Origin of the sequence: Chryseobacillus diguaensis (assembly GCF_049220665.1) — a bacterium.
In the GTDB taxonomy this organism is placed as follows: Bacteria; Bacillota; Bacilli; order Bacillales; family Bacillaceae; genus Metabacillus_B.
Window position 1 is genome coordinate 45,133 of the sequence record NZ_JBMKNV010000009.1, and the last position, 24,783, is coordinate 69,915.

Annotated in this window: 24 protein-coding genes, 2 pseudogenes and 2 riboswitches; of the genes and pseudogenes, 9 read left to right on the forward strand and 17 right to left on the reverse strand. The window is 39.9% G+C overall.

Translation table 11 applies throughout. The annotated features are described in order from the left end of the window. Positions 1-40 precede the first annotated feature (40 nt). The 5 genes from ACOT8F_RS14375 to ACOT8F_RS14395 form a co-directional block, all read right to left on the reverse strand. Entirely contained in the window at positions 41-322 is a 282-nt protein-coding gene (locus tag ACOT8F_RS14375; RefSeq protein ID WP_421652622.1) for a YqhV family protein, read from the reverse strand. 495 nt (positions 323-817) lie between these two features. After that, a complete protein-coding gene (efp, locus tag ACOT8F_RS14380; protein WP_421652623.1) occupies positions 818-1,375 on the reverse strand; it encodes an elongation factor P in 558 nt (185 codons plus the stop codon). 133 nt (positions 1,376-1,508) lie between these two features. Beyond that, positions 1,509-2,570 (reverse strand): M24 family metallopeptidase, encoded by a 1,062-nt coding sequence (locus ACOT8F_RS14385; RefSeq protein ID WP_421652624.1) that lies wholly within the window; start codon positions 2,568-2,570, stop codon positions 1,509-1,511. Further along, positions 2,545-3,012: a type II 3-dehydroquinate dehydratase gene (aroQ, locus tag ACOT8F_RS14390; RefSeq protein ID WP_421652625.1), complete on the reverse strand. Its 468-nt coding sequence runs from the start codon at positions 3,010-3,012 to the stop codon at positions 2,545-2,547. Before aroQ ends, ACOT8F_RS14385 begins: the two co-directional genes overlap by 26 nt. Before the next feature lie 296 nt (positions 3,013-3,308). Then, entirely contained in the window at positions 3,309-3,860 is a 552-nt protein-coding gene (locus ACOT8F_RS14395) for a YqhR family membrane protein (RefSeq protein WP_421652626.1), read from the reverse strand. 358 nt (positions 3,861-4,218) lie between these two features. On the opposite strand from ACOT8F_RS14395, the gene ACOT8F_RS14400 reads away from it, so the two are divergent. Continuing rightward, positions 4,219-5,160 (forward strand): DUF1385 domain-containing protein, encoded by a 942-nt coding sequence (locus ACOT8F_RS14400; protein ID WP_421652627.1) that lies wholly within the window; start codon positions 4,219-4,221, stop codon positions 5,158-5,160. Positions 5,161-5,192: 32 nt separating this feature from the next. Then, positions 5,193-5,570 (forward strand): SA1362 family protein, encoded by a 378-nt coding sequence (locus ACOT8F_RS14405; protein WP_421652628.1) that lies wholly within the window; start codon positions 5,193-5,195, stop codon positions 5,568-5,570. Positions 5,571-5,957: 387 nt separating this feature from the next. Here ACOT8F_RS14405 and mntR read toward each other — a convergent pair whose 3' ends face one another. Beyond that, positions 5,958-6,389: a transcriptional regulator MntR gene (gene mntR / locus ACOT8F_RS14410; RefSeq protein WP_421652629.1), complete on the reverse strand. Its 432-nt coding sequence runs from the start codon at positions 6,387-6,389 to the stop codon at positions 5,958-5,960. Between the two features lie 623 nt (positions 6,390-7,012). Here mntR and ACOT8F_RS14415 point away from each other — a divergent pair. Both ACOT8F_RS14415 and ACOT8F_RS14420 read left to right on the forward strand, forming a co-directional pair. Further along, entirely contained in the window at positions 7,013-7,498 is a 486-nt protein-coding gene (locus ACOT8F_RS14415) for a DUF2975 domain-containing protein (protein WP_421652630.1), read from the forward strand. A 10-nt stretch (positions 7,499-7,508) separates the two neighbouring features. Next, positions 7,509-7,727 (forward strand): helix-turn-helix domain-containing protein, encoded by a 219-nt coding sequence (locus tag ACOT8F_RS14420; protein WP_004434885.1) that lies wholly within the window; start codon positions 7,509-7,511, stop codon positions 7,725-7,727. Between the two features lie 245 nt (positions 7,728-7,972). On the opposite strand, the pseudogene ACOT8F_RS14425 reads toward ACOT8F_RS14420, so the two are convergent. From ACOT8F_RS14425 to ACOT8F_RS14440, 4 genes and pseudogenes are all read right to left on the reverse strand, one after another. Further along, positions 7,973-9,745: pseudogene (locus ACOT8F_RS14425) on the reverse strand (vitamin B12-dependent ribonucleotide reductase); the annotation flags it as partial. 72 nt (positions 9,746-9,817) lie between these two features. Next, a complete protein-coding gene (locus ACOT8F_RS14430; RefSeq protein ID WP_421652631.1) occupies positions 9,818-10,690 on the reverse strand; it encodes a helix-turn-helix domain-containing protein in 873 nt (290 codons plus the stop codon). A 224-nt stretch (positions 10,691-10,914) separates the two neighbouring features. After that, positions 10,915-11,703: pseudogene (locus ACOT8F_RS14435) on the reverse strand (ribonucleotide reductase N-terminal alpha domain-containing protein); the annotation flags it as partial. Between the two features lie 450 nt (positions 11,704-12,153). Then, positions 12,154-12,990 carry a lipoate--protein ligase family protein gene (locus ACOT8F_RS14440; RefSeq protein ID WP_421652632.1) on the reverse strand — a complete coding sequence of 279 codons (837 nt, stop codon included), beginning with the start codon at positions 12,988-12,990 and terminating at the stop codon, positions 12,154-12,156. Between the two features lie 178 nt (positions 12,991-13,168). Here ACOT8F_RS14440 and ACOT8F_RS14445 point away from each other — a divergent pair, with 178 nt between their 5' ends. Next, the gene (locus ACOT8F_RS14445; RefSeq protein WP_421652633.1) at positions 13,169-13,549 is read left to right on the forward strand and encodes a rhodanese-like domain-containing protein; all 381 of its coding nucleotides are present in this window, start codon (positions 13,169-13,171) and stop codon (positions 13,547-13,549) included. 199 nt (positions 13,550-13,748) lie between these two features. Here ACOT8F_RS14445 and gvpU read toward each other — a convergent pair whose 3' ends face one another. The 5 genes from gvpU to gcvT form a co-directional block, all read right to left on the reverse strand. Then, the gene (gene gvpU, locus ACOT8F_RS14450) at positions 13,749-14,132 is read right to left on the reverse strand and encodes a gas vesicle accessory protein GvpU (RefSeq protein ID WP_421652634.1); all 384 of its coding nucleotides are present in this window, start codon (positions 14,130-14,132) and stop codon (positions 13,749-13,751) included. Further along, positions 14,132-14,644, reverse strand: coding sequence for a hypothetical protein (locus ACOT8F_RS14455; RefSeq protein ID WP_421652635.1), 513 nt, complete (start codon positions 14,642-14,644; stop codon positions 14,132-14,134). The genes gvpU and ACOT8F_RS14455 overlap by 1 nt, the downstream gene beginning before the upstream one ends. A gap of 271 nt (positions 14,645-14,915) precedes the next feature. Continuing rightward, positions 14,916-16,391 (reverse strand): aminomethyl-transferring glycine dehydrogenase subunit GcvPB, encoded by a 1,476-nt coding sequence (gene gcvPB, locus ACOT8F_RS14460; RefSeq protein ID WP_421652636.1) that lies wholly within the window; start codon positions 16,389-16,391, stop codon positions 14,916-14,918. Next, a complete protein-coding gene (gene gcvPA / locus ACOT8F_RS14465) occupies positions 16,384-17,733 on the reverse strand; it encodes an aminomethyl-transferring glycine dehydrogenase subunit GcvPA (protein ID WP_421652637.1) in 1,350 nt (449 codons plus the stop codon). The genes gcvPB and gcvPA overlap by 8 nt, the downstream gene beginning before the upstream one ends. 27 nt (positions 17,734-17,760) lie before the next feature. After that, positions 17,761-18,861 carry a glycine cleavage system aminomethyltransferase GcvT gene (gene gcvT, locus ACOT8F_RS14470; RefSeq protein WP_421652638.1) on the reverse strand — a complete coding sequence of 367 codons (1,101 nt, stop codon included), beginning with the start codon at positions 18,859-18,861 and terminating at the stop codon, positions 17,761-17,763. A gap of 189 nt (positions 18,862-19,050) precedes the next feature. Next, a riboswitch (glycine riboswitch) is annotated at positions 19,051-19,143 on the reverse strand. A gap of 270 nt (positions 19,144-19,413) precedes the next feature. Between gcvT and ACOT8F_RS14475 the strand changes: the two genes are divergently transcribed. The 4 genes from ACOT8F_RS14475 (at position 19,414) to ACOT8F_RS14490 (ending at position 22,878) form a co-directional block, all read left to right on the forward strand. Beyond that, positions 19,414-21,117 (forward strand): DEAD/DEAH box helicase, encoded by a 1,704-nt coding sequence (locus tag ACOT8F_RS14475; RefSeq protein WP_421652639.1) that lies wholly within the window; start codon positions 19,414-19,416, stop codon positions 21,115-21,117. Positions 21,118-21,130: 13 nt separating this feature from the next. Continuing rightward, positions 21,131-21,925 (forward strand): YqhG family protein, encoded by a 795-nt coding sequence (locus ACOT8F_RS14480; RefSeq protein WP_421652640.1) that lies wholly within the window; start codon positions 21,131-21,133, stop codon positions 21,923-21,925. A 263-nt stretch (positions 21,926-22,188) separates the two neighbouring features. Then, positions 22,189-22,281: riboswitch (cyclic di-GMP riboswitch) on the forward strand. 27 nt (positions 22,282-22,308) lie between these two features. Beyond that, the gene (locus ACOT8F_RS14485; RefSeq protein ID WP_421652641.1) at positions 22,309-22,464 is read left to right on the forward strand and encodes an anti-repressor SinI family protein; all 156 of its coding nucleotides are present in this window, start codon (positions 22,309-22,311) and stop codon (positions 22,462-22,464) included. Between the two features lie 75 nt (positions 22,465-22,539). Further along, positions 22,540-22,878: a helix-turn-helix domain-containing protein gene (locus ACOT8F_RS14490; protein ID WP_421652642.1), complete on the forward strand. Its 339-nt coding sequence runs from the start codon at positions 22,540-22,542 to the stop codon at positions 22,876-22,878. A 33-nt stretch (positions 22,879-22,911) separates the two neighbouring features. Here the strand turns inward: ACOT8F_RS14490 and ACOT8F_RS14495 are convergent, their stop codons facing one another. After that, on the reverse strand, positions 22,912-23,211 hold the full coding sequence (locus ACOT8F_RS14495) for a DUF5658 family protein (RefSeq protein WP_421652643.1): 300 nt from the start codon (positions 23,209-23,211) through the stop codon (positions 22,912-22,914). A gap of 173 nt (positions 23,212-23,384) precedes the next feature. Further along, a complete protein-coding gene (locus tag ACOT8F_RS14500; RefSeq protein WP_421652644.1) occupies positions 23,385-24,683 on the reverse strand; it encodes an MFS transporter in 1,299 nt (432 codons plus the stop codon). Positions 24,684-24,783 lie beyond the last annotated feature (100 nt).

The following is a 24,783-nucleotide window of genomic DNA, read 5'->3' on the forward strand; positions in this document are numbered from 1 at the left end:
AAAAATGTATGCCGGCTTGGACACAATATGACTTTACATACTACTTATAAATGCCGAATAGTATAAAGCCAACACCTAGGGCAATAAACAAAAGCTTTCCGTACGATATTTGATCGGCGAGCTGAAAAACGCCAATTGTCATAGTGGTTACTAAAACAATAGGACCGACAATAGCTAAAATCGAATTAATAGCGACAGCTTTTTTCACATCATTAAAAATCAGCATGCAGATCGCTGCAGTCAGTTCAATAGATGCTGATAAGAAACGGAGCCCTGCCATTGCGAGTACAGTTTGATCAAAGGAAGAGAATAGTTTTTTCATTTTTCACCTCTAGAAAGATAGCATTTTGTACAAGATATGCGGGAACAATCCGTTTCATTAACAGTCTTTATTGAAAAGTACAGCCCATGATAAGTCGCTGCAGGTCAATAATCACTCGTGAAGTGAGCAAACTTCGGAATTCCAATAAAATGGTATAATGGTAAAAAAGGGTGATAAATGAGATGTTAGGCAATGCTTTTCAAACATTCAGTTCTGTACTTGCCTTGTTGCTTTTTGTACTAGTCCCTTGCGCAGTATTGTTTAAAATATCAAGAAGAAAAGAATCCCTTCAACTAGCTGCACGCCTTTTGACGATATGATATCAGGAGTGAAATCTGGAAAAGAAAGCATCTCGATTGAGACAAGTGGGGAAGATGATAAACACCGTGATAAATATGGAGAGCTTTTGAAAAAAATTGAGCAGCCTATTTTGGATAAACAGCAAAAGGACTGGCCCCCACTCGGGGAACCAGTCCTTTTTTAAATCGTTATTTATTATCCTCTGGAAATATAAGAACCATCAGTAGTGTTGATGATCAGTGTATCTCCTTCGTTAACGAAGAAAGGCACTTGTACAGACAAACCTGTTTCAACAACGGCTGGTTTTGTTCCGCCGGAAGCTGTATCACCTTTAATACCCGGCTCTGTTTCTGTTACTTTTAATTCAACAGTGTTTGGAAGTTCTACTCCAAGAGTTTCTGTTTGGAACATCATGATATGTACTTCCATATTTTCTTTCAGGAATTTCAATTCATATTCAATAGATGCAGTTGGAAGTTCAATTTGGTCGTAAGACTCTGTATCCATGAATACATGCATGTCACCATTTGCATATAGATATTGCATTTTGCGCGTTTCAATTTGCGCTTTTGCAACTTTTTCGCCTGCACGGAATGTTTTTTCCTGAATGGCTCCTGTACGGAGATTACGAAGCTTTGAACGGACGAATGCCGCTCCCTTACCCGGTTTAACATGCTGGAAATCAATAACGCGCCAAATTCCGTTATCCACTTCAATCGTTAGTCCTGTACGAAAATCATTTACTGAAATCATTTATTGTTCCTCCTAGCTTTTCCATAACGCGCATCTGCAAATCGAAGCGCTAATGATATTGCCTTTTTTCTGAACAGTTTATTAATAAATGTATAAGACATTCTTTACCTAAACCAATTCTTCAGGCTTGTCATTATAGTATAATGAGTTCTTTTGATGAAGATGTCAATGCTTCATTACCGGTTTCGGTAATAACTGTATCATCTTCAATTCTTACTCCGCCAATTCCGGACAGGTAAATGCCAGGCTCAACCGTAACTACCATACCAGGCTCAAGCTTTGTATCCGAACGCATAGAAAGAGCCGGTCCTTCATGCACTTCAAGTCCAAGGCCATGCCCTGTAGAATGGCCAAAATATTCTCCATAGCCTTTTTCTGTAATGTAATCACGGGTAAGAGCATCAGCTTCTTTTCCTGTCATGCCTGGTTTTATCCCATTCATTGCTCTCAGCTGTGATTCCAGCACAACGGCATAAATCTCTTTCAGCTGTTCGCTTGGCTCGCCTACAGCAAATGTACGAGTGATATCTGAACAATATCCTTTGTAATAAGCTCCAAAATCGAGGGTGACAAAATCACCTTTTTCAATTTGTTTATCGCTTGCTGTTCCGTGCGGCAGCGCAGATCTGTATCCTGATGCCACAATAATATCAAAAGAAGAGGAAGCAGCACCGTTTTTTCTCATAAAAAATTCAAGTTCATTGGCAATATCAATTTCTCTTAAGCCGATTCTAACATAATCCAGAATATGAGTAAAAGTCGCGTCTGCAATGTCTGCAGCTTCCTTTAATATCTTAATCTCTGCTTCTGACTTAATCAAGCGCAGCTTTTCAATGGCGCCTGATACCGGAACAAGCTCAATACCGGGAAGAGCTTCTTTGTATTCCTTATAGGTTGAATAAGTCATAAGATCCTGTTCAAAGCCCAGCTTCGTGATTCCCATTTTTTGAACATGATCTGCTGCTTCTTTGTTAATAGGGCCCTTGTGCTGCAGTACTTCAAACTCCTCCACTTGCTTTGAAGCTTGTTCCGTATACCGAAAGTCTGTTAAAAAAACAGCCTTATCAGATGAAACAATTCCAAGTCCTGATGAGCCGGTGAAGCCGGTAGCATATCTTCTGTTATATTCTCCAGTGATCAATAGGCCGTCTACACCAAGTGTCTTGAATTCATTTTGTATTTTTTCTACCTTCAAATTCTTCTCCCCCTTGTTTTTCCATTAAGGCAAGCAATGCCAGCCTGTAACCTGCGAATCCCAATCCTACAATTTGCCCTGCAGCAACAGGAGCTGTAACAGAAACATGCCTGAATTCTTCTCTTCTGTGAACATTTGAAATGTGAACCTCAATGACAGGCACAGTTACACTTGCAATAGCGTCCCTTATGGCATAGCTGTAATGGGTAAAAGCCCCAGGATTCAGAACAATACCGGCATATTGGCCTTCTGCTTCCTGAATTGCTTCAATTAAATCCCCTTCATGATTGGACTGAAAGCAGGTGATCTCAATGCCTGTTTCTTCCCCGAAAAGCAAGATCTCATTTTCAAGATCAAGCAGGGAAGCGCTCCCATATACCCCCGGTTCACGCTTGCCGAGCATATTCAAATTGGGGCCGTTTACGATTAAGTATGAATTCATCAGCTACTCTCCCAGTTAAATCTATATGTATTTTGGCTAGGCTCTTTTCTTAAACTTTGCTGTTTTTCCTTTAAAAGAATTGAGAGCAGAAATACAACTGCGAATTTTAAGAAAAGATGCCACGAAGCTAATCTTTATGCGTTTTTAAGTCCATACGATTAGCAGCAATCTATGCGAAAACAGGCTTTGGTTAAAACCACTCTTTCACACATGTAAACTGAACATTATCAACTGTAAAACTATCCCATGCGGATACACAGTATACAGAATATTCTACCATACAATGCCTAAATCCTCTATTGGTTTGATGATTTAGCAGCCTGCTTTGTGCCAAGTTCATTTTCTTCAAAAGAAATGGAATAACCGATGAATACACCATAAAGAATATAAAGGCAAAGGGTAGTCACGATCGTATCCTGTGTAAATTCAGCAGCTCCTTTTATTACTGGGAAAAAGGCAGCAAACGCATAAAATACAAGAATCCAAAGAACAATCCCATATCCAACCCCGCCCCACATAGATTTCACTCTTTTAAAAAAGACGTAATAGAGCAATGCTGTAAAAATAGAAATAATCCCAATAAGAAAAATACTCAGGAGGATCCCTTGATAACCATCTTTCCAGCCTGCAGAAATAAATGGCTGCAAGATGAGAGTTGGCCCGATTTCTGCAAAATGAAAGGCAGATGCAATCCATCCCATAAAACTCCATAAAATCCCGCCGGTAAACCCGGTCACCATTATTCTCTCAAAAAAGGATCTTCTTCTCTCTTTTTTGCTTAGTTCAGGTTCATTTAAATCAAATGTATTTTTTTCATGCTTCTTCCGTTTTTCCGGGATATTTTTCATAACATTCACCTCGTATTTAGATTGCCCATCGGACCGTTTCTCATAACGAAAAACCATCTGTTTTTTCAGGCCTTTTCATGTGTAAGAATAAAGCAGACGGGTATACTATCATTATTAAAGACATTTATTTCAAATTGCTTGCATTCACCTGAAAGTCTGGTCTCTTTTCTTATCATTTTTTTATGGTTAAATGAAAAAGAAAAAAACTTTAAGAAAAGAGCACTAAATATTGTAACTTCTTCCTAGAGGTTTAACGTCATTTTAGGTAGAATAGAATAAACAAAGAGGTGCTCATCTTCACTATGTCATTGTTCATTCTAGTACCTCGAGTTTAAGACTTCAGATAGGTTGGTGTTACATGTCTAAAACAAATAAACCTGCTTATGGCGGGCAGGCTGTGGTAGAAGGCGTCATGTTTGGAGGAAAAAACCATTACGTGACAGCGATCAGAAGAAAAGACCGTACGCTGGAATTTTTCAAGCTTCCCAGAAAAACCAATGAAAAACTTGGAACGCTTAAAAAAATTCCTTTTGTAAGAGGTATTGTAGCCATTTTAGAAGCAAGTGCAAATGGTACAAAGCATCTTAATTTTTCCAGTGAACGATATGATGTAGATCCTTCAAATGACCATAAAATTGAAGAGAAGAACGGCCAGTCCAAAATGTCTATGATTTTTGGAGTTGCTCTGATGGGTGTTCTGACTTTCCTATTTGGGAAGTTCATTTTCACCTTGGTTCCTCTGTTTCTTGCGGAACTGACAAGACCCATTTTTTCAACCGATTTTTCTCAAATAATGGTTGAAGGTCTCTTCAAACTTATCTTTTTGCTGGCATATATATATTTTATCTCCTTAACTCCAATGATCAGGAGAGTATTTCAATATCACGGAGCTGAACATAAAGTCATTAATTGTTATGAAGGCGGATTGCCGCTGACTGTTGAAAATGTACAGAAACAGTCTAGGCTCCATTACAGATGCGGCAGCAGTTTTATATTGTTCACAGTGATTGTAGGTGTTTTTGTTTATATGCTGGTTCCAACCGACCCGCTCTGGGTCAGGGTCATTAATCGAATTGCTCTGATTCCTGTCGTACTGGGAATCGCTTTTGAAGTTCTTCAGTTTACAAATAGTTTGAGAAATGTTCCTGTCTTGCGTTTTCTTGGCTACCCTGGTCTTTGGCTGCAGCTTCTAACAACAAAGGACCCTGAAAATGATCAGGTGGAAGTAGCTATAGCCAGTTTTTCAGAATTACTAAGAATGGAAGAAGAAACAAGACTGGAAACAGAGCAGATCGTATAATCTTGGTGAAATTGAAGGGGAGGCGCGGACTCATGAAACGCAGATTTAATCCTTTTTTCTTGGTTATTTCAGCTCTTGGAGTGATCGGACTCATATACAGCTTCACTAGTGATCCCGCTGGCTTCTTCCGTCAGCTGGCTGTGATTCTTATTGTGGGTGCTGTTATCTATTTTGTTTTCAGGTATTTTATGAGAAAACAATCAGGGACAGAATATTCCTCATATCAGAAGGCAGTTAAAAAATCGAAAAAAAGAGGACATGATAAAGCTTCACATAGTCCTCAATCAAAAAATAATGTATCGCCGATCAGAAGACAAAGCAGTCCTTTTTCCGGCCGAAAGAAAAAACCTTCTCACCTGACAGTGATTGAAGGAAAAAAAGGTAAAAAGAAAAACAGAGCTCTTTTTTAAGAACGCTGTTTTGCATAGATTGTGTTTCGGCTCCTATGGAAAACAGTCTTAAAAAACTCTGTTAATATGTCCATTTCCTCAAAAATTCCTGAGTCCGTTCCCTGCCTAGCTCGATAAGAGCTAGCTTTTTTTCTGCCGTCAATTCAAATTCTGCGGTAACCATATAATAACCGGCAAAAAGACAATATCCTTCTCGTGCTTAGTTAGGTTATGGCGTGTATCGTGTGCATCCTTTATTGTTTCAAACAAGGCTGTATACATTTCAAACGCATTTCTTTCAGCTTTTTCGGTCTATGCTCCTCATTACGGGTATTTCTGCAGATATATAGCAAATAAAAAAAGACAGGAACAGCATCCCTATCTTTAAGTAATTAATATATATATAAGTTAAACTTGCTCTTCCTGTTCATTGTTCTTTTGAACAGTCCGCAAGGCTTCCACTCGTTCATCAGCTTCATCAAAATACTGAACGAGATCACCAATTCGATCAATGGCATTCCAGCTTAAATGGTGCTCGATTCCCTCAACATCATGATAAATGCGGGCCTCTTCCACCCCGATGATGCGCATGAACTGTTCGAGCAAATCATGACGGTAAACAAGCCGTTTGCCGATTTTTTTTCCTTTTGGTGTTAAAATAAGTCCTCGGTATTTTTCATATATCAAATATTCGTCTTTATCAAGCTTCTGAACCATTTTTGTCACTGAGGAGGGATGCACGTCCAGAGCTAAAGCAATATCCGAGACGCGTGCGTAACCTTTTTCTTCGATGAGTATGTATATTTGTTCAATGTAATCTTCCATGCTCGGTGTTGGCATGCCGGTTCCTCCAATGCTTTACCAATCTTTCACGCTCTTACGCTAACAAATCATTACAAGTGTACAATAGTTTATTGGCTATATCAAGGCAAGGTTTACATAAAATTAATAAAGTACTTTCGTTTTTTTAACGGGTTCTCTTTTGGGGAGCAAAAATCAATTTCACAATACATTTTTAACTTGAATTCATGCCTGAATTCGCGTTTTTTCTTTCCTTGAAATTACTACACTCTTTGATTATTTTATTAAAATTCAAACAGGATTTCGCACACCAATTCGATGGAAATAATTATTGTACAGTGTGAATTTTACTGTGAATTATCATGTGATTTTTACTGTGAATTATGAATGAGGAACAGATATGGAGTTTTTTAAACCCAATAAAACCCAAAGTAGTGGAAATTCGCAGAAGAAACATTTGGAAGTTTTGTAGAACAAGTTGTAAATTTAACATTTTAAAGTAAGAGCATTTCTTTGCAATGAGAAATTCTTTTTATTTTTGTCAAAATTAAAAGGATATTTCAATAACAATAATAATATGATAAAAAACAATACAAATTTATTGAAAAACGATAAACAATATGCTAAAATCATGTTGTCATTAAATAAGTGAGGTGTTTTAAATGAGTGCTAAACGAGGCTCAACCACTTTCTTAAAGGGAACTATTTTTCTGGCTGGAATCGCAGTGCTTGCTTTATGTATTTTTTTAGTGCCCCATATGGCGAATTTCACAGCAAAAATGTATCCAAATATTGCCCCAATGAAATATCTCGTTTTCATCGTGATGTATGGAGCGGCTGTGCCTTTTTACTTTGCTCTCTATCAGGCTTTCAACCTTTTACGGTACATTGACGAGAACACAGCGTTCTCGGAATTATCTGTAAAGGCGTTAAAGAACATAAAGTTCTGTGCGATTACAATCAGTGGTTTGTATGTATTAGGTTTGCCACTCTTTCGTTTTATAGCGAAGAAAGTTGACCCTCCTATTGGATTAATGGGACTCATCATCATTTTTGCTTCGTTGGTTATCGCCGTTTTTGCTGCTATCCTCCAACGGCTTCTACAAGAAGCGATTAACTTAAAATCAGAAAATGATTTGACGGTCTGAGGTGGAGGATATGGCAATTATTATTAATATTGATGTGATGTTAGCAAAACGAAAAATGAGCGTAACGGAGCTTTCGGAGAGGGTTGGAATTACTATGGCGAATCTTTCCATTCTGAAAAATGGGAAAGCGAAAGCGGTTCGTTTTTCAACATTAGAAGCGATATGTAAGACTTTGGATTGTCAGCCAGGTGATATTTTGGAGTACAAAAGCGACGAGGACACTCAATAAAAACAGACAAGAATTTAAGGGATAGCCATTAAGCTATCCCTTCTTTGCGTTTATTGATGTTATTTACTCAGAGAATTCCATTGAGAATTGCAGTGATATTAGTGACAAAAAATATGATGTGATTTGCAATGTTTGCACCTCAAAAGGGAACCCGTTATCGTTTTTTTAATGCTTTTTTATTTTTCACTTTAGCCCTCTCATTAAAAAAATGGAAGCTGGAGTAATCCTAGCTCCCATTTTCATTTTTACAGTCCGCATTTAAGCTGAGCACCGCAGCTTGTACATGTATTGCATCCGCCAAGATCCTCGACAGTACCTTCACGGCAGACAGGACATGTATTGCCAACCTCATTTCCTATTGTCACATCTGTTGAGCCAAGTGCGTTGATGGTATCAACCAGGACAACCTTGCCTTTTTCTTTCGGCTCTTCAGGCTGTTCTTCTTCATCAAAGCTGTTTTCTTCTGCTTTTAAGGTTAGAACCTGCGAATCACGGCTTCCATCAACATACACCGTTCCGCCTTTAGCTCCGCCTTTGTAAAGACGCTCATAAACGCCTTCTACCTGTTCAACAGTATAGCCTTTAGGCGCATTGACTGTCTTACTGATGGAACTGTCAATCCAGCGCTGAATCACACATTGAACGTCCGCATGCGCGTCAGGAGCAAGCTCCATGGCAGATACAAACCAGCTTGGCAGATTGTTCGCATCTGCTTCTGGATGACGATCCAAATATTCTTGCACAATATCTGCTTTTACTTCGATAAATTTGCCCAAACGGCCGCTTCTGAAATAAGAGAACGAGAAGTAAGGCTCAAGTCCTGTTGAAACGCCAACCATTGTACCTGTGCTGCCTGTAGGGGCAACAGTCAGCAAATGGGAATTACGGATTCCGTACTTCACGATATCTTCACGGATATCCTCCGGCATTTTTTTCATGTAGCCTGTATGAATGAATGCATTGCGCAGCTTAGCCGTTTCTTCTTCTGCTGAACCCTCAAGGAAAGGAAAGCTGCCTTTTTCCTTAGCCAATTCAACTGATGCCCGATAAGCTGTTGCAGCGATTGTTTCAAATACTTTGTCAACAAGCTCATTTCCTTCTTCAGAGCCGTATTTTGTTTCACAATAGATCAGAAGATCATGAAGACCCATGACGCCTAGACCTACACGGCGTTCTCCAAGAGCCTGCTTTTTGTTTTCTGCAAGGAAGTAAGGAGTCGCATCAATGACATTATCCTGCATCCTCACGCCAACTTCTACCGTTTTTCTCAATTTTTCAAAGTTTACTGTTTTTGTCTCTTTGTCTGCCATTTCAGCAAGATTGACAGCTGCAAGGTTGCAGACACTGAATGGGGCCAGGGGCTGTTCACCACATGGATTTGTAGCTACTACCTTTTGACCATATGCCTTTGCATTTGTCATATCATTGGCATTATCAACAAAGAAAATGCCGGGTTCTGCTGAGTACGTTGCACAAATGTTAACAAGATTCCAAAGCTCTTTTGCTTTGATTTTGCGGTAGGTGCGCACTTTGTAGCCCATTGCTTCCCATTCGCGCACGTCTCCGACTTTATGCCATTCTTCATTGTAAGCTCTCATTTCTTCTTCGTTGTAGCTCTCAACATCAGGGAAACGAAGTTCATAATCTGCATCATTCTCCACAGCAGCCATGAAATCATTTGTAAGACAAACTGAAATATTCGCACCAGTCAGGAATTCAGGGTTATGGACGCTGTAATTTCCGCCGGCCTTCAGCTTCATCTCAGCTTCTTTAATCGTTTTCTCGCTGAATCCGCCTGTACCAGGTATGCTCTTGTAATTCACAATTCCTTGATACATGTCCTGTTCTTGAGCAGAAAGAGGAATGAATTTGAGCTTTTCCTGTGCTGCTCTTCTGATTCCTTCATCTCCTGTATTTTCAAGCAGGAATCTCAGGATACGCGGATTTTGCATTTTAGAAATAATAAAGTCCACGATATCAGGATGCCAGTCGGAAAGCATAATCATTTGTGCTCCACGCTAATTGTTACACCTCGCTATGAGGGGGGTGGTCATTTCTGCCACCCTCTCATGCTTTCACATGAGAGCAGACTATATCATCAAAGAAGAAAACAAATTATATTTACGATTAAGTTTTATATCTCCATATTTATAAAGCTCTTTACCAAGTAGAGTTAACTCTTTTATGCTACTTAAATATAAATCTGAACAACCATTTTTATGTGTTAATGAATTGACCTTTTTAGCGAACCCCTTGGTTTTAAAAAATGTCAATATTTCTAGAAGCATGGTCCGATTACCAGTAAAGCCCATTCTAGCCTTTTGATAGTTTTTTCTTTGATAAACCCTTATATGTCCATCAGCATCAAAGAATCCCCTAAGAAAAGCCCATTGAAGTTCTTCATTATTAAAGGTAATCCATTTTTCTGAACCACTCTTTCTTGGCCCAACACCTAATGAAATCAAATCATTACACATTTTTGTGGAATTGATGACTAAAGAATACTTATTTTGTTCGTTCGGAGAATTTCTCTTTCTGAACTTAATAACATCTTCCATCTTTATTTCTCTACCAATATCATATAGCAGCTGTTTATCCTCTTCTGCCAATGTTAGAACTAATCTTTTAGATTTTTTACGATCAAAAATTGTTCCATCACCTGTAATATATCCAATCAAATATGCTTGATTTGGTGTTTGGATGTGTTCGAAATAGTTTTCATCATATTGATAAATCTTATTTCTTAGCTTTCCAGCTTCTCCAGGTGTTCTTGGTTTAAAAAATCTGAGGTCATCATTCCACCTTTTTATTGTCCCTCGATTTATATTTAACTTCTTTGCGATTTCTACTTGGCTATACCCTCTATCATGAAGAGATGTGATCGTTTTAATCAATTCTTCTTTGTCTCGTGCCTGATAACCACGTTGCCGTTTGTTATCATCTACTTTTTCCTTAGCTTCCATAATATTGTCCACCTTTTAAAAAATTGTAAGACCTTATAAGAAACTTTAGGAAATTTTAATAGTCGTTGAACCTTCATCTTCGTTTCCAAAGATGCTTGGCTGCTGATTGCCCAATCCTTCTTCTTTTCGAACCATCACGCTTGCAGTTGCCAGCTACGTTGTGGTGAAGAGGGCTCTAAGGGTGTTCCAGCAATTCACGAGATTTTAATCCCGCCATGGTATTAACGGGAACCGCCTTGCTCAACAAGGTGGGTAAGCTTCGCAATATCATCAAGCCATGAAACGGATCCTGATGACTTTCCGTTTACACCTCTTGCCAGTGTATTTCTCGGACGAAGTGTTGAACCGTTTGTTCCGACTCCGCCGCCGCGGCTCATGATTTCCATTACCTGCTTGCGGTGCTCTGAAATTCCTTCTCTGGAATCCTGTACAAAAGGCATCACATAGCAGTTAAAGTAGGTTACGTCTGTTCCAGCGCCTGCTCCGTATAACACCCGGCCTGCAGGAATAAAGTTCAGGTTTACCAGCTCGCTGTAAAACTTTTCGAACCATTCTTTTCTTTTTTCTTCTGTTTTTTCAACAGATGCCAATCCAAAAGCATTTCGTTTCGCAATCTGCTCATAATAAATTTCAAGCGGTTTTTCAATAACATCCAATGATCGTTTAATGATTCGGGATTCTGCTTCCTCTGGCTTGTCCAGCGAATGAAGGTATTCTTCGTCAACTAGTACTTGAGCCGTTTTATCATTCCAATCAATGTCAATTAAATATCCAAGTCCTCTTGCAGGAAATTTAGGATCTTCTTTAATCGTCAATACAACAAAATCGCCTTTTGAAAGGGTTACCTTTTCCGTATCTTTAAACGTATAACGGTCAAGCATAACCAGTCTTGAAACCCCTTTATGGGTAATATTCATATCTTCGGTAATGGGGTGAACCTGGGGAAACAAAGAAATGTCTTTGTTTAATTTGTTTACATCGACCTGCATTTTTTCTACAGATGAAACAGGCATCCTAACAACTCCTTATCTATATGTACTTAGTAAAATACCATACTTCCGCTTGTGTAATCAACATATAGTATATAAAAACTTAAATTTCATACTATATATTGATCATGGTTCACTTGTTCCCTCTTTTGTCAAATTGAAAACTTATTAAAAAAGAAAGAAAAGCGAAGATAATGGAAGGGACTTTCTTATTAGATGCAGAAAAAGAAGAATTTTGTCACTTGCATATTTTTTCCGCATCTCGAAAACTGATAAATAAAGGAAATAGATGAAATTCCTGCTATATCCTAAAAAATTTTTTCTAGTATCTATGATAGAACATTCGTTCCTATATAAGCAATGGTTTCATTTCCCATACACCTGGTTCAATAGGGTATTAGTTGCGCGAGGCAAGGAAAAGATGCTTAGATAAATTCTTTTAGGTCAAAAAAAGAAAAGCGACGCGTGGGCCGCTTATCGTTTAAAATTCCACGCATCGCTTTCATATTTAGTTTTTGCAATATGGTTTACATAGACTAATTCATCCTCTGTTAACTCATAAGCTTCAAGATTAATGTTCAGCCCTTTTTCAAAGCCTCTGCGGAACGCTTCCTTTGCTTCGTCCATCGAAACAGGTGCTTCCCTTAAGGCATTGGCAGCTACAGCTTTATTTTTAAAATTCCGCTGCATCCGTTCCCTGACACGGTCACTTGGATAATTAAATAAATCAAACAGCTTATCCTCGTCCAAATCCAAAAGAATCGAGCCGTGCTGCAGAATAACACCCTTCTGCCGTGTTTGGGCACTGCCTGCAACCTTTCGTCCTTCAACAACAAGCTCATACCAGGAAGGAGCATCAAAGCAGACAGCTGAACGGGGATTTTTCAATCCTTCCCTCTCTTCGGCCGTCTTTGGCACTGCAAAATAAGCATCAAGGCCAAGCCCTTTAAATCCTTCCAAAATACCTTCTGAAATAACCCGGTATGCTTCCGTAACTGTCTTTGGCATATCCGGATATTCCTCTGAAACAATAACGCTGTATGTAAGTTCCTGATCATGGAGAACGCCTCTTCCGCCGGTTGGTCTTCTAACAAACCCAAGACCATAGCGTTTTACAGCCTCCATATTGATTTCTTTTTCAGCCTTTTGGAAGTAACCTACTGACAATGTTGCTGGCGACCAGCCATAAAATCGGATCGTTGGAGGGATTTTCCCTTCACTGTGCCAGTCAAGCAGGGCCTCATCCAGTGCCATATTAAATGCAGGAGAACAATTACCTGAATCAATAAAGCGCCATGTTTGTTTTTCCATCTTCGTCCCTCTTTTTGCAAATTAGTTTAGGTTTGAAATGTTCTTTCACTAGTCTACCAAAAGGGCATGCTGTTGAAAACAGATTCGCATTAATCAAAGATGACAATTTAAGGCTGCTCTTATATAATAGAAATAGTCTTAATTTTGATTCAGTAAGAGTAAAAGGAGTCGAAAGTCATTGTCTTCACTGTATGTTTTGATTGCACTATTGGTTATTGTGATCGGTTATTCTGTTTTCACCTATTTTTATCAAAGAAAAATTATGAAAAATCTGACTGAAGAAGAATTCCGTGCAGGCTACCGAAAAGCCCAGCTGATTGATATCCGCGAACCGAATGAATTTGAAGGCGGCCATATTCTTGGAGCACGCAATATCCCGCTATCTCAGCTTCGTCAGCGATACAAGGAGCTTCGAACGGATCAGCCTGTTTATCTATATTGCCAGAACGCTGTCCGGTCAGGACGCGCGGCTCAGCTTCTCCGCAAAAAAGGCTATACAAATTTGAACTGTTTAAAAGGCGGCTTTAAAACCTGGACAGGCCGCATCAAGAAAAAATAAGAAAAAAAGAAGCCCTGCATCTTGAATGCAGGGCTTCATCTATTAGGCTCTTTTCTTAAACATTGTTGCTTTCTCATCTATATTAGATGATCGGGGACTAATATACAGCTGCGAATTTTAAGAAAAGATGCCTCGAAGTTATTCTCTATACGTGTTCTAAGATCGTACGAACAGCAACAATCTATGCGAAAACAGGCTTCTATTGTGAGATTTTACCGATAAAAAACCCATCCACTTGATCTAATTTCCCCCTCCATAAAAACACACTTCCAGAAGGTGTAGGGTTTTCATCACCACAGAAAATCCTCGTATCCTTCAAGTGAATAAAAGCGGTCGAATTGCTGTTTCTGCCGAGTTCACTGGCTTTCTTGAAGCGTTCGCTTAAATCTCTCGAGATACTCGTTCCCTTTTCAAAAAGAGCAGAAAGTTTATCGAAATATTCCCAGGCTGATATGAGGGTCCCTGAAACAAGTAATCCGTTAACAGATAGAGTAATATCCAAAGTGAAGTCATCATGATTGGCTGCGACAATGTAGGCTTCGAGGATCGGATCAAAAAGTTCTGTTCCTTGTGACTGGCTCATTAGCGATTATCCTTATCTGCTGAAGTGGTATCATCATTGTTTGATACTACTGTTCCTGAACCCTTTGCATTCTTTTTTGATCCGGTTTCATCTTCTGACTGATTTTTAGATTGTTCCTGTGTTTGAGAATGATCAGATCCCTTTTGAGTCTCATCCTGATCTGTCTGGTCTTGGTCCTGACCGTTTTCCTTTGAACTTGTTCCGTTCTGTTCCTTTTTCACCGAATTGGATGTGATAGATGCAGGCAGCTTCTGTTTAACTGTTTCGGCTATGCTTCCAGCCCGTTCTTTTAGTATTCCAGCAGATTGCTGCAGACCATCTGTACTCGCCTGCTTAATGGAAGAGAATGTATCCTTTGTGCCTCTCCCTAGAGCAGTTCCTTTTGTCTTAATGGCCGATGAAGAAGACTTGATCACTTCTCCCGTTTTAGGTGTAATTAAAGCGGCAATAGCAGCACCTGCTACTGCTCCCAATGACGTTCGAATAATGAGGTTCTTGTTATTTTTATCCATTTTTGTCCCTCCAGATTTTTATTTTTGTCTTATGTATGGGTTTCATGTATCTGCAATACTTGTTTTCCCTGATGTTTGATTGTTTCCCAATTTCATATCCTTTCAATCCTTTTTTACAGTTAAGGAATAAGAAACAGGACTATTTAAACATATTATCCCCTTTCTTTGGAATTTCAATATAAAAGCTGTCTTCGCAAAAATGGTTGTGTTTTCTTGCATGCTTAAAACAGAAAAAAGCCTATGCAAAATGATTTTGCATAGGCTTCTATTCTTATACTGGCTGAAGAGCGCTCTTTTGATATTTTAAAATTGGTTTTCTCGCTGCCGTTGTTTCATCCAAGCGCTTAATTACTGTTGTATGAGGAGCATCCTGAACGATTTCAGGATTTTCTTCTGCCTCTTTCGCAATTTGGATCATCGCCTCAATGAACGCATCAAGCGTTTCCTTGGATTCTGTTTCAGTCGGCTCGATCATCATGCTTTCCTCTACATTCAGCGGAAAATAAATAGTTGGCGGGTGGTAGCCAAAGTCAAGCAGGCGTTTTGCGATGTCCAGTGTCCGAACACCAAGCTTCTTCTGGCGCTTTCCTGAAAGCACAAACTCATGTTTGCAGTGCCGGTCATATGGAAGATCAAAGTAAGGTGCAAGGCGCCTCATCATGTAATTGGCGTTCAGCACGGCATTTTCAGTAACTGCCTTCAGGCCATCTGGTCCCATCGTTCTGATATACGTATAAGCTCTGACATTGATACCGAAGTTTCCATAATAAGGCTTCACACGTCCAATCGAATCTGGACGGTTATTATCAAAACGGTAGTTTTCATTTTCTTTGATCAGTACTGGTTTTGGCAGGTAAGAAATCAAATCAGCTTTAACACCGACAGGTCCAGATCCAGGACCTCCTCCTCCGTGCGGGCCAGTAAAGGTCTTATGAAGATTTAAATGAACCACATCAAATCCCATATCTCCAGGACGAGCCTTGCTCATAACAGCATTCAGGTTAGCACCGTCATAATAAAGCTTGCCTCCTGCTTTATGGACAATATCGGCCATTTCCAAAATATTTTCTTCAAAAAGACCAAGTGTATTCGGATTCGTCAGCATTAAAGCAGCCGTATCATCGCCAACAACACGTTTAAGATCCTCTAAATCAACAAGCCCCTGTTCATTTGATTTCACAGTGATCGTATCAAATCCTGCTACAGTGGCAGAAGCCGGGTTTGTACCATGTGCCGAATCCGGCACGATAACCTTTGTACGGTTAAAATCCTGATTGGCTTCATGATAAGCACGGATCATCATAAGTCCGGTCCATTCTCCGTGAGCGCCGGCTGCAGGCTGAAGCGTCACTTCATCCATTCCGGTAATTTCCTTCAAATGCTCCTGCAGATCAAAGAGAAGCTCAAGAGCACCTTGAACAGTGCTTTCATCCTGAAGCGGATGGATGTGGGCAAAACCAGGAATTCTCGCAATGCTTTCATTTATTTTTGGGTTGTATTTCATTGTACAGGAACCAAGCGGATAAAAACCAGAATCTACCCCGTGATTACGTTTGGATAGAGCCGTATAATGCCTCATGATATCAAGCTCAGATACTTCAGGAAGCTCTGCTTCTTCTGTACGCAAGTATTCAGAAGGAATCAAATCCTCTAAATCAGCTTGCGGTACATCTATTTCCGGAAGGCTATAGCCAGTGCGGCCAGGTTTGCTTAGTTCGAAAATAAGTGACTGATCCTGTTTACGCATGCTGCAAAACCTCCAATTCCTTTACAAAGCTGTCAATTTCCTCTTTGGTACGCATTTCCGTCACAGCAACAAGCATTTGTCCTGAAAGCTCCGGGTAGGATAAGCTAAGGTCATAGCCCCCAATAATGCCTTTTTCAATCAGCTTTTGATTGACTTCTTTAACCGGCACATCCAACTTAATGACGAATTCATTAAAGATCGGGCCTGTGTATGCAATATCAAATCCTGCTTCTTTGAATTTGTTTCTTGCATAATGGGCTTTTTGTATGTTTTGAACAGCTATTTCCTTAATACCCTTTTTACCAAGCGCCGTCATTGCGACAGATGCAGCCAGCGCATTTAAAGCCTGATTGGAACAAATATTTGAAGTAGCCTTTTCACGTCTGATATGCTGTTCCCTCGCCTGAAGAGTCAAAACGAATCCCCTCTGTCCATCTTCGTCTTTTGTCTGTCCAACAAGGCGGCCCGGAACTTTTCTCATCAGTTTTGACGTTACGGCAAAATAACCGCAGTGAGGTCCGCCAAATGCAGCAGCAATTCCAAACGGTTGAGCATCACCAACAACAATATCCGCACCAAGCTTGCCAGGTGGTGTGAGAGCACCGAGTGCGAGCGGATTGGAAGAAACAATAAACATGCTGCTTCCCTTATGAGCAATCGGTTCAATTTTTTGAAGAGGCTCAAACTGTCCTGTGAAATTTGGATACTGCACAAGCACTGCTGCCACATCATCTGACATTTCTGCTTTTAAAGCTTCAAGGTCCGTGACACCATCCTTCAATGGAATTTCCACAACTTCTATATATTGTCCTTTTGCATAGGTGGCAAGCACATCTCTTGATTCAGGATGCACCCCTTTGGAAACAAGGACTTTTTTCTTTTTCACATGCCCGCTAGCAAGCATTGCTGCCTCAGCCAAAGCTGTTCCGCCGTCATACATGGAAGAATTGGCAACGTCCATTCCTGTAAGCTCACAGATCATGGATTGAAATTCAAAAATGGCCTGAAGTTCGCCTTGGGAAATTTCCGGCTGATACGGTGTATATGCCGTATAAAATTCGGATCGGGATATCACGTGATCTACAATAATCGGTGTATAGTGTTCATAGACTCCAGCTCCAAGAAATGAAGCATATTGCTTTGTGTCTTTATTTTTCGCAGCAAGCTTTGTCAGTTCTCTTGTCAGTTCCGTTTCCGATTTTGCTTTTTTAATCTTGTACTCTCCCTGAAACCGGACACTTTCCGGAATATCAGAAAACAGTTCCGAAATATTCGCAACACCAACCGCTTCCAGCATTTCCTTTTGATCTTGTTCAGTCATTGGCAAATAACGATGCTTCATGATAGCAGCCCCTTCCATTCTGTGCAGTTATTTTTGACGTTTATAAAATGGTGTTTCTGTAACAGAAGCCTTAAGGCGTTTATTGCGAATTTCAACCTCCAGCTCTGTCCCTTTTTCGGCGTACTCTTTTTTCAGCAGAACAAGTCCTACGTTTTTCTTTAATGTAGGAGACTGGGTACCAGTTGTTACTTCTCCAATCTCTTCTTCACCGCTGTAAACTTTGTATCCGTGGCGGGGGATTCCCTTATCAATCATTTCAATGCCGACAAGCTTCCTGTCAGCGCCCTCTTCCTTTTGCTTTTTCAGCGTTTCCTTGCCGAAAAAATCCGCTTCTTTATTCGGCTTCACAGCAAAGCCGATGCCTGCTTCGATCGGTGTAATGTTCTTTGAAAGCTCCTGTCCATACAAAGGAAGATTGGCCTCAAACCGCAGTGTATCTCTTGCACCTAAACCGCAAGGCAGAATCCCTTCCATTTTTCCTGCAAGAAGAATTTCCTTCCACAGAAAGGCTGCTTTGTCTGAATCACAGTAGATTTCAAATCCGTCCTCGCCTGTATAGCCTGTTCGAGAAACTAAAGCCTTTGCCCCTGCCAGGTCGATTTGATCTTTAAATTTGAAAAATTTTATTTCTGATAAATTTTCAGTTGTCATTTTCTGAAGAATCTGCTCTGCAAGTGGGCCTTGAATTGCAAGCTGAGCAACTGAATCTGATATATTCTTAAGCTCAACTTCATCAGAAGCATGTGACTTTAGCCAATCAAAGTCTTTTTCAATATTGGATGCATTCACAACAAGCAAATAATCGTCTTCCTCTTTTTTATAGACTAGAAGGTCATCAACTGTTCCGCCGTCTTCATAGCACATTACCGTATACTGGGCGCCGCCGCTTTTCAGCAGCGAAACATCATTCGTCAGCATTTTTTGAAGATATTGAAGGCTCCCTGCACCTTTTACAGTGATTTCGCCCATGTGGGATACGTCGAATAATCCAGCTTTTGTTCGCACTGCCTCGTGTTCTTCTTTAATAGAAGAAAATTGTACTGGAAGATCCCAGCCGCCAAAGTCTATTGTCTTGGCGCCATTTTCCCTGTACACATCATATAAGGGTGTTCTCTTTAATTCTGCCATTTTATCCCCTCCGTAAAATAAGTGCATGAAAGTCTATACCAATTTACCAATTCAAAGAAAGACACAGAAAAGGACAGAGTCCTCCCTTGATCCATCGGAAGGTCTCTGTCCTTGCACCTGAAAGTTTACCCGAAATCGGGCTTTCCCCTTTGGTGGTTTGCTTTTTGCAGCAAACACTCTCCAGAGCTGCGTCAAACAGGAGTCTTTTTGCCTGAGAGATTCACAATTGTTTGCTCCTTCGGCGCCGCAGGAACCTCCTGCAGTCTCTCCCCCTGCTCTCATTCGCATATATATGCCGGTAGTTTGGCAATACTATAAGAAAGTTTCTATGTATGGATAGAAAAGACTAACAGAAGAGTTTGCAAATTACTAACTTTCTTACTACTTCATATCCTATCATTTTCAGCAGCAATCGGCAATCATCATTTTTAAGAATGATTATCCTTTTTTAAGCACTTATTATTCGGTTTTAAAAGCTTTTCAACCGATTATCTAATTATTTTCCCTTTTTAATCTCTAAAATATGAACAATAAAGGTAAAGGTGAATATTTATGAAAAGGCATTCAAACCTTAATGTGCAGATAAATATTGACAGCTCCTGGCAGGATGAATTTTTGGAACGCTTAGAACAGGACGGACCGTGGTCCAATTGGGAGCTTTATAAGCTATCCTGTGAAATTCAATCACACCTGGCTGTGCCGGATTTTGAAGGGCTGCTTGCTCCAAAACACTTGCCTGATTTTACTCCTCTGCCCCATCAGCTGGAAGTAGCCAGGATGGTCGTTGAAAAGATGAACGGAAAAGCCATTCTTGCTGATGAAGTAGGACTAGGCAAAACCATTGAAGCAGGACTTGTATTAAAAGAATATATGATTCGCGGTTTAGTAAAAAAAGTGCTGATTCTTGTGCCTGCTTCCCTTGTGTCCCAATGGGCCAGAGAGCTTAATACGAAGTTCTATATACCGGCGGTTGAACAAAAAAAGAGTTATGTATGGGAACAATGTGATGTGATTGTTTCATCTATTGATACGGCAAAAAGAAGTCCACATCAGGAAATTGTCCTCAATCAGCAATATGACATGGTCATCATCGATGAAGCTCATAAACTGAAAAACAATAAAACAAAAAACTATGAATTTGTTTTAAAGCTGAAAAAGAAATATTGTCTTCTTTTAACAGCTACTCCGATCCAAAACAGAATTGAAGAAATATTTAATTTGGTTTCTCTTTTAAAACCTGGTCATTTAGGAAACGAAGCTTATTTCACAGAAGTTTATTCAGCCAAGAATAGAGAGGTCGAATACCATGATCACCTGCGGGAATTGATCAATAAAGTGATGATCCGAAACCGCAGAGGCGACACTGGAATCGACTGGCCAAAAAGAATCGTGGAAACCATCTCCATTACGTTTTCAGAAACAGAACAAAATCTTTATGATGCCATCTCTAATGTTAAAAGTCTTTCTCCGCTTGGAGTGCCAATGTTTTCATTAATGACGCTTCAGCGGGAAGCCTGCAGCAGCAGGGAAGCAGTCTATATGACATTAAAAAAGATGCTGGAAAGACCAGAGGAGGAAGGCAAGGTTTTTCCTGAACATGTGATTCAGCATTTAATGAAGGAAATTGATAATGTCACTCAAAACTCGAAGGCAGAGAAGGTGCTTGAGCTCATTCAAAAAATTGATGATAAAGTCATTATCTTTACAGAATACAGAGCTACCCAATTTTATCTGCAGTGTTTTCTAAAGCAGCATGGTATCTCCTCTGTTCCTTTTAGAGGAGGCTTTAAGCGCGGGAAAAAGGATTGGATGAAAGAGCTTTTTAAAGGAAACATGCAGGTTCTTATTGCGACAGAAGCAGGCGGAGAAGGCATAAACCTTCAGTTCTGCAATCATATCATCAATTATGATTTGCCGTGGAATCCCATGAAGCTTGAACAAAGAATCGGAAGAATACACAGGCTCGGGCAGGAGCGGGATGTTCACATCTATAATATGTCCACAAAAAATACGGTTGAAGAACATATTCTAAAGCTTCTATATGAAAAAATTAATCTTTTCGAAAAAGTAGTTGGAGAGCTGGATGAAATTTTAACTAAGCTCGAAATTGGCAATTTTGAAGATCACATTCAGGACATCTTTTTCCATTCTTCCTCAGAAGGAGAAATGAAAATAAAAATGGATAATTTGACCTCCATCCTCTCTTTTGGAGAAGAAGAATTACAAACAAAAAAAGCAGCAGGACAAAGAGAATAGGAGAGATTAGAGAATGAAACAGCAGGAAATTCATAGCTTGCTTCAACGTTTTTTTATCGCCAACTCATGTGAAATACTGGAAAATGCTGCAGGGTTCATGAATGTACAATTAACCATTGAAATGGATAAGGAATTAATGAACAGGCCTTTTTATTGGCACTATCTTGAAAAAACCGGAGGCATACCGAACCCAATGCCGCTTACCCTTATCACTGACAAGGAAAAAACCGACAGCAGCATTAAGGGTGAGTTTATTCATTTTGGCTCCCCGCGCCTGCACCAAATTTTCCAGGCAAATCAAAAGCTGGGCGGATTTATTCGATTATATGAACAAACGAAACCGTCCAGCGGAAACACTCCTCTGCACCCATGGCTTGGAGTCAATGTCCAAGTATCCTACCAATGTGATATGAAAAAGGATGTTTTATATTCAATCGGACTTCACTTAATCAGCGGAGCCATGTCAGAGCAATTTCAAGATAAACTGGAAAGACTCGAACTGACGCCAAAAATTCCTGATCTCTGCTTTACCATGTCCCCGATTATTCGTCCGCAAAGCGGTCTGAACCGGATATACAATTTTATACAGGAAAAAGTCGAAAAAGAAGATCATGGCTGGGCAGATGATGCAAGGCAAAGATGGAATGCAGATCTTATGCTTTTAAATCACTTTTACGAGAATCTCGACGAAAAACCTGATGCTTATCATCTCGAAAAAGAAGCCTTGCGTGATCTATATGAACCAAAAATTACAATCTCAATAAAAAATGGCGGGATATTTTACCTAAGTCCTGAATTCGCACACTAAAATAGGATGATAGATAGATTTTTCAAATAAGGCTTAAACTCCCGTTTTCGACTAATTATCCAAAAATTTATTAGAAAAAAGTGATGTTCCATAAGCCGTTAGCAGGTTTTATAGTGACAAATTGATTAATTTTGTAAAATTTTATTTTGTCGACACAATTCAGCATACTTTCTATAAATGCAAATTTATACTAATAGTACAAAGGTTGATACATACATAAATGACAAAAGTTGTATTAAAATGGATTTTTATGGTATTAATCTTTCAGATAAAGGCAAACTTGCTGAAAAGCAAGGACGCAAAGTCACGGGTCTACCATTGCATATGGATGCAATCAGGATAGCCGGACTGCCTGACTATGTATTTTGGGAGGGTAAATGGGGATGGCTGAAAATATGTGGGATGCAGAACCTTTGGACCAGGAGTGGAAAGAATTAATCTTATCCGCTTTGGATATGGGAATTACTTCTGAAGAAATTCGAAATTATCTCAGTTCTTTTTCAAAAAACAGTGTGAAACTACCCGAGTTGTCGAAATAATTTTGTCGATTTTCGTTCTTTTTATAGAAAAATCCCCTTCTCTATATGCTATAATATCTACGGGAAGGTGATTATATGATAGGCCAGCGCATTCGCAAATATCGAAAAGAAAAAAATCTTTCATTATCCGAACTAGCAGACCGAGCAGGAGTCGCAAAGTCATATTTAAGCTCTATTGAACGAAATCTCCAATCTAATCCCTCTGTCCAGTTCCTGGACAAAATTTCTTCTGTGCTTGGCGTCTCTGTTAACACCCTTCTTAACGAAGAAGACGACGACAGCACTTACTCAAGCCAACTGGATTCAGAATGGGCTACACTCGTCAGAGAGGCTATGCAGTCTGGTGTAACCAAGGACCAGTTTAAAGAATTTCTTGAATTTAATAAATGGCGTTTTGATCAATCCAAAAAATAGACGGCTTCTAGAGGCCGTTTTTTCTTTTACCATTTACCTTACTGCATCATAAATCCATAATGTATGGAGTCCAAGCGTTAATGTATATAAAATGCACGCAGCAGATGTCACCCATTTTAAAAAGGTAGTCATCATAAGAGGAACTTTGATAACTAGACCAACCAAAATAAATGAAATCAAAAGCTTAACTGCCACAAAAAGAAACGGGTTCACTTCATATAGTGTATTCATAATCGGATTAAGTTCTTGAATAAAGCCAAGCCTTAGCCCGCTCAATGTTGCACACATATCTAGAATGTTCACCAATGCAAGGTAAAGAAAAGCCTTTTTCATATGGCAGCACCTCCTTCAGACTAACCTCTCGTTGTTACCTTAATATCCCCTTTTGGCTAAAAGAAAACCTTGTAAAATGAAACAATAGGCTGGGACCCACCCCGCCTATTGTATAAGTATTATTTTGCTTCCCCATCTCCTCAAAAAAACGCACTCTCCAATAAGAATGCGTGTTAATGGTTCACTACTTTAGCTTCAGCTGGTGCAAGTTCACGAACATCTTTGCTTTCTTTTTGCTTTACTTCATCTGGCAGCTTCATAAATCTCATTAAAATAGCACCGGTAAAGTATAGCATAGCAAATATCCAAATTACCCCTTCAGCGCCAATGCTATTGATGAACAAACCAACAACAGCGGGTGCGATGAAGTAGGACATACCGGCTCCAAAGCTTACAATCGCCATTGCTGAGCCTTTTTGGTCCGGTGCTAGAGCAGTTACAAGGGCGGAAAGCGGTACGAAACCGCAGAGAACGATTCCAAAGATGATTGCCGCCAGAGTCATAACATAGAAATTATGGCCAACAACATGCGGTGTATAAAAAAATACCAATATCATGACACCACAGCCAACGCTGCCAAGCCACATGATCGTTTTCTGCCATCCTAACCATCTGTCACTGATGTATGGGATGACCAGATTAAAGGCAATGTTTGCCAACCAAAAAGTTCCCCAAATTTGAAGCCATTCTGCAGTCGTATATTTGTACTCGGAAGCCAAATAAACAGGAAAAAAGATAGGAAGGGCTCCTACACCGACTGAATTGATGATACGAACCAGTCCGCCTATTGCCACTTTTGGTTTTTCAATGCAGATCGTAAATCCGCTAAGTAAACTCTTGATTTTTTCCTTTGCGTCGCCCGTGTTCTCAATGACTTTATCATTGCCGACAATTAAAAGTCCAGCAATTCCCCCAACCAGGACCCAGATAACAGCACTCCACAAGAGTCCCATATACCCAATTCGGTCAGTCATGAAAGCCGGGAAGTAACTTCCAACGACGTAAAGCCCGCCGCTCCATGCAGCCCAGAAAAGGCCTACTGCTGTAGCCATAATGCGTTGAGGGCTTCGATAGGTTACCCAAACTAAAAAAGAATAACAAAAGAAAGGATAGCCAATTCCGCGAAGTGCATAAGTTGGCAGCATCGCAGCAAAATTATGCGGTTTTAAACCCAGTTCAATGAAAAGGATTTGGCCGGCCAGCCAGGTTATCATCCCGATAACCATAACCTTTCTTGGTCCCCATATTTCAGTAAGCACTCCTGAAAAATAGGCAGCGACCGCCAGAACAGCACCATACGCTGTAAAAAGAGTTGCTGCCTGTTGAACAGTCAATCCCTGTTCAATTAAATAAGGAGACAGCCAGGCATGTTCTAATCCGTCCCCAGCCATAAAGATAAGGATTGCGACAAAGCCCCAGACCATTTTAGCCGGAAGGCCTCCCTTAGGTTCCTGTTTTGGAATCGCATTCATTTTTATCACCTCGAAATCATATTTTTACTCATGGCACCTGCAGGGTTTCTTATTCTAATATCAATAATCTGGAACAGCGGATGTTGACTTTGTAACGCCG